10 protein-coding genes are annotated in these 10,022 nt (G+C 52.2%); 4 read left to right on the top strand and 6 right to left on the bottom strand.

Annotated elements, in window-relative coordinates; translation table 11 throughout:
- Positions 1-18 precede the first annotated feature (18 nt).
- A complete protein-coding gene (locus tag C5S61_RS25770; protein WP_110520336.1) occupies positions 19-822 on the bottom strand; it encodes a GNAT family N-acetyltransferase in 804 nt (267 codons plus the stop codon).
- A 275-nt stretch (positions 823-1,097) separates the two neighbouring features.
- On the opposite strand from C5S61_RS25770, the gene C5S61_RS25765 reads away from it, so the two are divergent.
- The 4 genes from C5S61_RS25765 (at position 1,098) to C5S61_RS25750 (ending at position 3,767) form a co-directional block, all read left to right on the top strand.
- Complete coding sequence (locus tag C5S61_RS25765) at positions 1,098-1,997, top strand: DMT family transporter (RefSeq protein WP_110520334.1); 900 nt, start codon at positions 1,098-1,100, stop codon at positions 1,995-1,997.
- Entirely contained in the window at positions 1,984-2,634 is a 651-nt protein-coding gene (locus C5S61_RS25760) for an HAD family hydrolase (protein ID WP_110520332.1), read from the top strand. Before C5S61_RS25765 ends, C5S61_RS25760 begins: the two co-directional genes overlap by 14 nt.
- A 99-nt stretch (positions 2,635-2,733) precedes the next feature.
- Positions 2,734-3,069 (top strand): divalent-cation tolerance protein CutA, encoded by a 336-nt coding sequence (cutA, locus tag C5S61_RS25755; protein ID WP_110520330.1) that lies wholly within the window; start codon positions 2,734-2,736, stop codon positions 3,067-3,069.
- A complete protein-coding gene (locus tag C5S61_RS25750; RefSeq protein ID WP_110520328.1) occupies positions 3,069-3,767 on the top strand; it encodes a response regulator transcription factor in 699 nt (232 codons plus the stop codon). The genes cutA and C5S61_RS25750 overlap by 1 nt, the downstream gene beginning before the upstream one ends.
- 69 nt (positions 3,768-3,836) lie before the next feature.
- Here C5S61_RS25750 and argF read toward each other — a convergent pair whose 3' ends face one another.
- From argF to C5S61_RS25725, 5 genes are all read right to left on the bottom strand, one after another.
- Positions 3,837-4,805, bottom strand: coding sequence for an ornithine carbamoyltransferase (argF, locus tag C5S61_RS25745; RefSeq protein WP_110520326.1), 969 nt, complete (start codon positions 4,803-4,805; stop codon positions 3,837-3,839).
- Between the two features lie 51 nt (positions 4,806-4,856).
- Positions 4,857-6,221 (bottom strand): argininosuccinate lyase, encoded by a 1,365-nt coding sequence (gene argH, locus C5S61_RS25740; protein ID WP_110520324.1) that lies wholly within the window; start codon positions 6,219-6,221, stop codon positions 4,857-4,859.
- A 397-nt stretch (positions 6,222-6,618) separates the two neighbouring features.
- On the bottom strand, positions 6,619-7,806 hold the full coding sequence (argJ, locus tag C5S61_RS25735) for a bifunctional glutamate N-acetyltransferase/amino-acid acetyltransferase ArgJ (RefSeq protein WP_110520322.1): 1,188 nt from the start codon (positions 7,804-7,806) through the stop codon (positions 6,619-6,621).
- 2 nt (positions 7,807-7,808) lie between these two features.
- Positions 7,809-9,020 (bottom strand): argininosuccinate synthase, encoded by a 1,212-nt coding sequence (locus C5S61_RS25730; protein WP_110520320.1) that lies wholly within the window; start codon positions 9,018-9,020, stop codon positions 7,809-7,811.
- A gap of 287 nt (positions 9,021-9,307) precedes the next feature.
- Positions 9,308-9,811: a GNAT family N-acetyltransferase gene (locus C5S61_RS25725; protein ID WP_110520318.1), complete on the bottom strand. Its 504-nt coding sequence runs from the start codon at positions 9,809-9,811 to the stop codon at positions 9,308-9,310.
- Positions 9,812-10,022 lie beyond the last annotated feature (211 nt).

Below are 10,022 nucleotides of genomic sequence, written 5' to 3'. Positions count from 1 at the left end.
CCCCCTATGTTCTATGCTCTATGCTCTTTGTTCTGATTTTTGCTCCAACAGCACCTCGCTATAATCAGCAACCCAGCTAAAACCCAAGTTTTCGTAGGTTTTGATTGCAACGTGATTAGCACTGTGCACATTCAGGCCAATATGATTAATGTCGTGGCGCAAATGTTGGCAAAGCGTGGCAGTTACTTGTTTAGCCAAGCCTTGGCCGCGATAGGCTGGATGAGTCGTGATATTGCCCAATGCTGCTACACGATAGCGCGGCGAATAGACATGAATCCCAGCGATGCTGATTAATTGATCATCCTGCCAAATGCCATAACAACAGCCAGTTTCGAGCATGCGCTGGTCGAAGGCGTTATCGGGGTAGGCCGCAGCATACAGCTGATTGATCGCTGGCAAATCGGAGCCACTCAGTTGCACAACCTCGCGCTCAAACCGCACCTGATCAAGTCTGGCAAAATCGCGTAAGATCATTTTATGGTGCAGGCCATGATCGTGCAGCTGGTAGCGATCGGCCAAACCTTCGGCGATGCCAGGCGAGAAGTGGCAATACACTTTGGCAGGCAACAATGGCCGCATCGCCGCAGCTAATTGTGCAGAATATTGCTGATGCTGATCATCAAACATGAGCCAAATTGGCATACTATGGCCAAGATAAACCAAGCCAATGTGCAGAATCGCGCCTGCTTGCTCAAGCCCATACCAGAGCGTCGAAGGCCAAAAGAACGCATCCAAATCGCCGATTTGATAGATGTTCAGATCAGCATTTTGGCTTAGCCATGCTGCAATTGTTTCCCGTTCGTGCAGGGCAATTAAACGCATTTTAACAACCTCATACTACACAGCAATCACAAATGTTAATTCAGGAGCAGAGCCAAGGGTTATTCATAGATTACGACCCTGCAAAGGACGTTAATCGTGCTGCCCATAGAAGGCGGTTGCTGTTTTCCAGCTGCATCACAGTGCATTGGAAACGCTGATTGGGATAAAAATAGATCAACCACTTGCTGCATCAAGCATTCAACCGACCAATTATATGTTGAGCAAATCTCCGTATACTATATGTCTATGGTCTGATTTCTAGAAAGGGTGCGGCAATGAAGCGCTGGCAAAGCGATGGGGTTCTGTTGTTGATTGTGATGCTTTGGGGCAGCACATTTTTTGTCGTACGTGATGCGACCGATCACTGGCCGCCGTTGGCTTTTGTGGCTTTGCGCTTTGTTTTGGCAACCCTGGCCCTCTTGCCTTGGGCGCTCAAATCATTTCGCCAATGGACGCGCACTGATTGGCAGGCTGGTTTGATTACTGGCAGTTTGTTGTGCGTTGGTTATATTACCCAAACGATTGGCATCAGCATGACCACAGCCTCGCGAGCAGGCTTCGTTACTGGCTTAAATGTCATTTTTGTGCCATTGATGGGCGCGGTGTTGTGGCGCACCAAAATTAGCGCCAAAGTCTGGGCTGGGGTAATTTTGGCCGTCGCTGGCTTGTATGTGCTCTCGATTGATACTACGCCACAGGCTGGCTCGCAGCCAGTTTCGCTTTGGGGCGATTTTTTGGTGTTTATCTGTGCTGTAACCTTTGCTGGGCATATTTTGGCGATTGGCCATTGGACCAAAAAAGCCTCGCCAATTGCCATGAACTTAATTCAAGTGGCGGTTGTGGCGGTCGTTGCCAGCATTGGTAGCCTGTTGTTTGAAACAGTGCCAGCCTTGCCAGCAGATGTTTTTTGGGCTGGCGCATATTTGGGCATTATCTGCACAGCGGTTTTGCTGGCGATTCAGATTATCGTGCAGCGCTATGCCTCGCCAACCCGCACCGCCTTGATCTTCGTGCTAGAGCCAGTTTTTGCGGCGCTCTTTGCAGCAACCTTTGGCAATGAAAGCATCTCGTCAACCTTCGTTTGGGGTGGCTTATTAATGATGATCGGTATTGTGATTGCCGAATTGCCACCCTTAGCATTCTTCAAAAAGCAGGAACCGAATGAACCAATTTAAGGCAATTTTGTTCGATTGTGATGGTGTTTTGGTTGATAGCGAGCCGGTGAGTATGCGGGCCTTAGATGTATTTTTGGCTCGCTATGGCAAAGCATGCGCTCCCGATTGGGGCCATCGCATGGTTGGCCGCCGCGCCTATGATAATGCCCAAATGATGGTCGATAGTTTCGATTTGCCCTTGAGCGTCGAGCAAACGATTGCTGAGCATCGCCAATTGATTTTTGAACTGGTCGAGCGCGAAGCCGAAGCCATGCCGTACGCCGATCAGCTAATTCGTTGGCTCAATCAACAGCACATCCCGATTGCGGTTGCCACCTCGTCACCTCGCCCATATTTGACCATGGTGTTGCAAAAATTTGGCTGGAACGATTGTTTTGGCGCAACCGTGACTGGCGAAGAAGTGGCCAATGGCAAGCCAGCGCCGGATATTTTTCTGCGCGCCGCCGAATTGTTGGGCGTGACGGCTCAAGCCAGCCTTGTGCTCGAAGATGCACCGCACGGAGTGCAAGCAGGTTTGGCGGCTGAAGCAACAGTCTATGCAGTGCCCAACAGCGTCACCAAATATCTCGAATTTCCGCCAGTAGCCAAATATGCGAGCTTGGCCGAGGTGCTAGCCGAGCTGCAAACCAACCGCTAAATCAATGCCATTCATAAGTGGTAACAGCCAAACCCCTTGCAGATCGACGGCTTTAAGGTAGAGTAGACACAGCAAGCGGTTAATTGATCTGGAGGCGTTATGTCTGATGCAGCGCAGGTTGTTTTGATTAGCACAAGTAATGCTGATGAAGCTCGCACGCTGGCCCTAGCCTTAGTGACCGAACGACTGGCGGCCAGTGTCAATATTTTGCCGCAAATTAGCTCGATTTATCATTGGGAAGGCATACTCAAAGAAGAGTCTGAGATTTTGTTGATTGTGCGCACGCGTGCCGACGCTCTGGGCAGCCTGATCGAGCGGGTTGAACAATTGCACTCGTATGCGCTACCAGAAATTATTGCTTTGCCGATTGTCGATGGCTCGCAACGCTTTATCAATTGGATTTTGGGCGAAGTAATGACCAATGAGGATGCCTAATGCAACGTATTTTAATTGTTGATGATGAACCTAGCGTGGTCGATGTGGTGCGTTCGCGCTTTGAGCGCGAGGGCTTTGCGGTTGGCGAAACAGGCTCTGGCGAAGATGCCTTGCTGCGCTTGCGCAACGAAACCTATGATCTTTTGATTTTGGATATTGGCTTGCCCGGGATTGATGGTTTCGGGGTGTTGCGCCAAATGCGGGCCGAAGGCTTTGAGCAACCAGTAATTATGCTCACGGCGCGAGCCGACGAAGTGGATCGGGTGGTTGGCTTGGAGCTTGGCGCTGATGATTATGTGGTCAAGCCATTTTCGCCGCGCGAGCTCGTGGCACGGGTGCGAGCCTTGCTGCGCCGCACTGCCGAAGCCAGCCGTTTGCGCCAACAAATTGGCGATGCAGTGCCAACCTCAAATGGTCTGCAGCTCGATAATGCCCGTCGCCGCGCCATGTTTCGCGATGTGCAATTAACCTTGCGGCCCAAAGAATTTGATCTTTTGGCTTATTTGGCTTCGCATCCTGGGCAAGTGTTTACCCGCGAAGTTTTGCTGGGCCAAGTGTGGGGCTACGACGAATATGTCGATGCGCGCACAGTTGATGTGCATATTCGGCGCTTGCGTTCAAAACTAAGCGAAATCGACCCTGAATCGAATTTGATTCAGACTGAATGGGGGATTGGCTATCGGTTTATCGAAGGCTAAAGTGTGTGCACTCAGCCCCGCGTCGGATATACGGGGCTGAATTTGCTCCAGTTACTTGGTTAAATAATTTTAGGCGGCGAGGCGTTTGGTGCGGCGTAAAGCCAAGCCTGCCACGGTTGCAACCAACACAGCTTTGTGGGTATGCAAGCGATTTTCTGCTTGATCAAAGACGATCGAACGCTCGCCATCAGCAACATCGGCGCTAATTTCCTCGCCGCGATGCATTGGCAAACAGTGCATCACTTTGGCTCCTGCATTGGCTGCGGCCAACAGTTCAGCATTAATTTGAAATGGTTGTAGCGCTTCCAAATGACCCTCGGCCACGACTTGGCCCATACTTACCCACACATCGGTATACAACACATCAGCATTCTTGACGGCTTCCAACGGATCGTTGGTAACGATGATTTTGGTGCCATTGGCGGCAGCTTGCAAGCGCGCTTGAGCTAACAACTGCTGATCAACATTCTCCACAAACGGCGTGCCGATGGCAAAATCCATACCCAAGCGTGGCGCAATCTCCAGCAACGAATTAGAAACATTATTGGGATCGCCAAGGTAAACCAATTTCACACCTTTGCAACTGCCAAAATGCTCGCGAATCGTCAAGGCATCGGCCAAGGCTTGCACTGGATGTAGCCAATCGGAAAGGCCATTGATCACTGGCACATCGGCAGCTTCAGCCAATTCGACCAAGGTAGCGTGATCGTTGACCCGCGCCATAATCGCATCGCACATGCGGCTGAGCACGCGTGCGGTATCGCCGATGGTTTCGCCACGGCCAATTTGGGTATCGCGTGGGCTGAGGTAAATGCCATGGCCGCCAAGTTGCACCATCGCCGATTCGAAGCCAACGCGGGTGCGGGTTGAAGGCTTTTCAAAAATCATCGCCAAGGTACGGTTTGCCAAAAGAGGATGCGCTTTGCGGCGTTGTTGGCGTAGTTTAAGTTCGGCGGCAGTTTCGAGCACGTCGAGTAATTCAGTGTCGTTCCAGTCGGCCAAGGCCAGTAAATCGCGACCAAGAAGTGAGTGTGTCATTTGGAAGCCTCCGTTAATGGTAACGGCAGGGCGAGGGCGCTACGGGCAACCTCAGCCTTCTGCTAAAACGTGTTGAGCAGCAATCAGTTGGTCGCGCACGGCGTTGGGCGCTGTTCCACCAGGTACGTCGCGCATGGCGACAGAACGAGCAAAATCGAATAAACCAGCAACATCGGTCAGGCTTGGGTGGGCTGCAACGAAGCTTTCGGCGGGCAATTGGCGCATGCCAACGCCGCGTTGTTCTGCTTCGCGCACCAAGCGCCCGGCAATATGATGGGCCTCGCGAAAAGGCACTCCCCGGCGTACCAATTCATCGGCCACATCGGTCGCCAACATTGCATCATCGAGCGCTGCTACCATGCGTTCGGTGTTGAAACGGGCAGTGCGAATTGCCCCAGCAACCACCGGCAAGGTCAGGCTTAATGTATCGATCGAATCGAATAAGGGCGCTTTATCTTCTTGTAAATCTTTGTCGTAGGCCGATGGCAAGCCCTTGAGCAAGGTCAAAACCGTCACCAGATTGCCGATTAAACGGCCAGATTTGCCGCGTGCTAACTCCAATGAATCAGGATTTTTCTTTTGCGGCATTAAACTTGAGCCAGTCGAATAGGCATCATCAAGTGCAACAAAGCCCCATTCCGCACTGCTCCAGATGATCCAATCTTCTGCAAGCTGGCTAATGTGCACACCCAATAACGCCGTTGCCGCCAAAATCTCGACAATATAATCGCGATCGCTGGTGGCATCGAGGCTATTTTGGCTAATGCTAGCAAAGCCCAATTCGGCTGCCAGCGCCGCGCGATCGACGGCAAAGGCTGTGCCCGCGAGTGCGCCAGAGCCAAGTGGCAAAACGCTGACCCGCTTGGTTGCATCGTGCAAACGCTGGCGATCGCGATCTAAACGCCAAAAATGGGCCAACAGGGCGTGCGATAATAAGACTGGCTGCGCCCGTTGCAGGTGGGTATAGCCAGGCAAAATTGCATCGCCAACAGATTTAGCTTGCTCAAGCAAAGCCGCTTGCACATCGCGAATCAGATCATCGGCCAGTTTAAGTGCGCCCAGCGTCCACAAACGGGTATCGGTTGCCACTTGATCGTTGCGCGAGCGGCCAGTATGCAACTTGCCAGCCAAGGCTCCGATAAAATCACCCAAGCGGCGTTCGACCGCTGTGTGAATATCTTCGTCGCTGGTTAACGGCAAAAACAGACCTTCGGCAAACTCCTGCGCCACTTGACGCAAGCCAGCAATCAATTCTTGGCATTCATCTGCTTGCAAAATGCCAGCCCGTTCTAAGCCATTGGCCCAAGCAATCGAGCCGCGAATATCCTCGGCCCATAAGCGCCGATCGATTGGAAACGAATCGTTGAATAAGCGCATATGCTCAGCCAACGAGCCACTAAAACGTCCACCCCACATGGTTTGGTTACCTCACTAGTTGGTTGTTGGGGATCGGGGGTCGGGGATCGGGTTTGAGTTATAGGCTATATGTATTGGTACATTGGGTTGAAAACCAAAAGCATGCCCTCACCCCCAGCCCCTCTCCCACTGAACGCGGGAGAGGGGAGCACTGACTGCGCGGTTCCCTCTCGCCTCGCGTGCGGGAGAGGAGGTGAGAGAATCAGGCAATGGTTAACCTTATGTACCAGTACAGCTATAGGCTATAGGCTATAGGCTTTTGATATTTGATGTTTCAACCAGATTCCGCCAGCCCAGAGCCTTTCATCCTTCATCCCTCATCCTTCATCCTTCGGTCGCTCTGCGCCTCTGCGTCAAAACTCCCGATCCCCAACAGCCAATCCCCGATCCCCAACCTCTACGTCCGATAATCGGCGTTGATTCGTACATATTCGGCGCTAAAATCGCAGGTCCAAGCGTAGCCAGTGGCCGTGCCAGCCCCAAGATTAAGCCGAATTGCCACATGCTGGCCGCTCATTTGGCTTGCTGCTTCACGTTCGCTGTAGTCGGTGGGCGTGCCACCAGCAACTAATTGCACCTCGCCCAACCATAGCTCAACTTGGCTGGGATCGAATGGTACGCCAGCAACACCAGCAGCCGCCAAAATTCGGCCCCAATTGGGATCGCCGCCGTGGATGGCGGTTTTGACCAACGGTGAGCAGGCAATTTTGCGGGCAACAGTACGTGCAGCGGCAACACTCGGCGCATGATCAACCGTGACGGTGACCAATTTGGTTGCGCCTTCGCCATCGGCGGCAATTTGTTTGGCCAAATCGATACAGACCGCTTCGAGCGCTTGGCGGAAACTGGCAATGTTGCTGGCATTGATCGTCACACCACTTGCGCCCGAGGCCAGCAGCAACAACGTGTCGTTGGTGCTCGGGTCGCCATCGACTGTGACACAGTTAAATGATGCGTCGCTAACCTCGCGCAGCAAACTTTGAGCCAAATCGGCATCAATCGCCGCGTCGGTGGTCACGATCGAAAGCATGGTTGCCATCATCGGATGGATCATGCCTGCGCCTTTGGCAACGCCCGCCACCGTCAACACAACCCCATCGATCACCACATTGGCGCTAGCGGTTTTGGGGCGGGTGTCGGTGGTCATAATCGCTTCGGCCAGCGCTGGAGCATGCTCAACACCTAGTTCTGGGGCGATTGCAGCAACGCCCTTGGCCACTTTTTCAACATTCAGTTGATGGCCGATTACGCCAGTTGAAAGCACCAAAACTTGGTGTGGCTCGCAGCCAACCGCCTCAGCAGCCAAGCGAGCCATTTCGCGCGCAGCAGCATCGCCTTGCGCACCTGTACAGGCGTTGGCACAGCCAGCATTGGCAATCACGGCACGAATTTCGCTGGCATGCTCGGCCAAAACTGCTTGATCGTAGAGCACTGGCGCGGCTTTGACGAGGCTGGTGGTAAACACACCAGCCGCCGTACAACCCTCATCAGCAACAAGTAAACTTAAATCAGGATTACCACTGGCCTTCAAGCCACATCGCCCCGCAGCACTGCGGAAACCAGGAGCAAAACGAAAGATACTCATGCTTATTCGGCTCCTGAGGTTAAGGCTTCGACTTTTTGGGGCAAGCCAAAGAGCTTGATAAAGCCTTCAGCATCTGCTTGATTGTAGACTGCATCTTCGCTGAAGGTTGCCAAATCGGGCACATACAAGCTGCGTTCAGCCTTGCGCCCAACCAAATGCACCCCACCTTTGAAGATTTTCAAGCGAGTCACGCCAGTGACGTTCTTTTGGGTTTCAGTGAAGAACGCCGACAAGGCATAGCGCAACGGCGACCACCATTGGCCGTTGTAAATCAACTCTGAGAAGCGAATTGCCAAGGTATCTTTGTAGTGCATGGTTTCGCGATCGAGCGCCAATTCTTCGAGGCCTTGATGCGCACGATACAGCAATGTGCCGCCTGGGGTTTCGTATACGCCGTGGCTCTTCATGCCAACCAAGCGATTTTCGACCAAATCGACGCGGCCAACGCCATGGCGAGCGCCAATCTCGTTGAGGGTTTGCAGCAAGGCCACGGGGCCAAGTTGTTCGCCATTCACGCTGACTGGAATGCCGCGCTCGAAGCCAATTTCCAAATATTCTGGCGCATCGGGCGCTTGTTCTGGGGTGACGGTGCGTTGGAACATATTCAATTCTGGCTCCAGCCATGGATCTTCCAACGAGCCGCCTTCGTGGCTCAAGTGCCAAATATTGCCGTCGCGGCTGTAGATTGAAGCGCGGGTGCTGGTAACTGGCACGTTGTGCAATGCGGCATAATCCAGCGCATCTTCACGTGAGCGAATGTGCCATTCACGCCATGGGGCGATAATTTTCATGTGCGGAGCCAAGGCCATATAGGTCAATTCAAAGCGCACTTGATCGTTACCTTTGCCAGTACAGCCGTGGGAAAGTGCATCAGCGCCAACTTTTAATGCGGTTTGCACTTGGCCGCGCGCGATCAATGGGCGAGCAATGCTGGTGCCAAGCAAATAGGTGCGTTCGTAAGTTGCGCCCGATTGCAACATCGGGAACAAGAAATCGCGCACAAATTCTTCGCGCAAATCTTCGACATAGCAGGCACTTGCGCCCGAAGCAATCGCTTTGGCTTCTACGCCGCTCAAATCATCATCTTGGCCAAGGTTGGCGCAATAGCAGACGACTTCACAGCCATAATGTTCCTTCAACCACGGCACAATCACGCTGGTATCCAAGCCACCAGAGTAAGCCAGCACAACTTTCTTTGCAGTTGCATTCGACATGACCAATGAACTCCTTATTGAAAGGATGAAGGATAAATTATGAGGGATGCAATCCCTGAACCATCCTTCATTTCACAAACGACACATTTGAAAGGATGAAGGATGAATTATGAGGGAGGAAATCCCTGAACTATCCTTCATTTCACAAACGACACATTTGAAAGGATGAAGGATGAATTATGAGGGAGGAAATCCCTGAACCATCCTTCATTTCGCAACATACATAATTGAGGATAAACCTAAGGGTTGAAGCTTTATCCTTCATCCCTCATCCTTCATCCTTCTCGTTAATGTTCCCAAACGACGGCGGTTTCGTCACAGCACGTGACGAGTGGACACTTGACACAATCGCGCCAAACCTTTTCGGGGAAGCGTTCTTTGTCGGTGATCGTAAAACCCAAACGTACAAAAAACGAAACAGCGCGGGTCAAGGCAAAAACTGTATGAATTTGGCGCAATTTGGCTTGAGCAACCAGTTCGAGCACAATTTTGGCACCTACGCCAGCAGCTCGATACTCGGTTGCCACGGCTAATGAGCGAACCTCAACCAGATCAGGATTCATCAGCAACAACGAGCCAATGCCAATCACCCGTTGGCCATGGCAGGCAACTACCCAATTTGCTAAAGAAGCACGAATTTCGTCAGCGGAACGGGGTAATAAATGCCCAGCCCGCACATTTTCGGCTACCAATTCACTCATGCCAGCCACATCGTCTTCATGGGCGGGCCGAACTACAATGTCCGCAGGATCGATTGGAGCCAAAACTGTACTTTGTTGAATGGCAACCATTGATTGGTTACTCCCAAAACGGCTTGCGCCGGATAATGTTCAAATGTCGATATCTATATTTAGGCCCAGTTGCGGGCTTGATTTCGTTGATCAATGCTTAGCATTTGGCCAGCCTTCGCACGCTTCGCGGTTTCGGTCGCTGACCCTGTATTCGCCAATAGCTATGTTCTATGCTCTATGCTCTATGCTCTACCGACCCCCAGCCCCCACC

It is taken from the genome of Herpetosiphon llansteffanensis, from assembly GCF_003205875.1.
Lineage (GTDB): Bacteria > Chloroflexota > Chloroflexia > Chloroflexales > Herpetosiphonaceae > Herpetosiphon > Herpetosiphon llansteffanensis.
The sequence above is the reverse complement of the archived record's forward strand: the minus strand, read 5'-3'. Positions and strand labels throughout refer to the sequence as shown.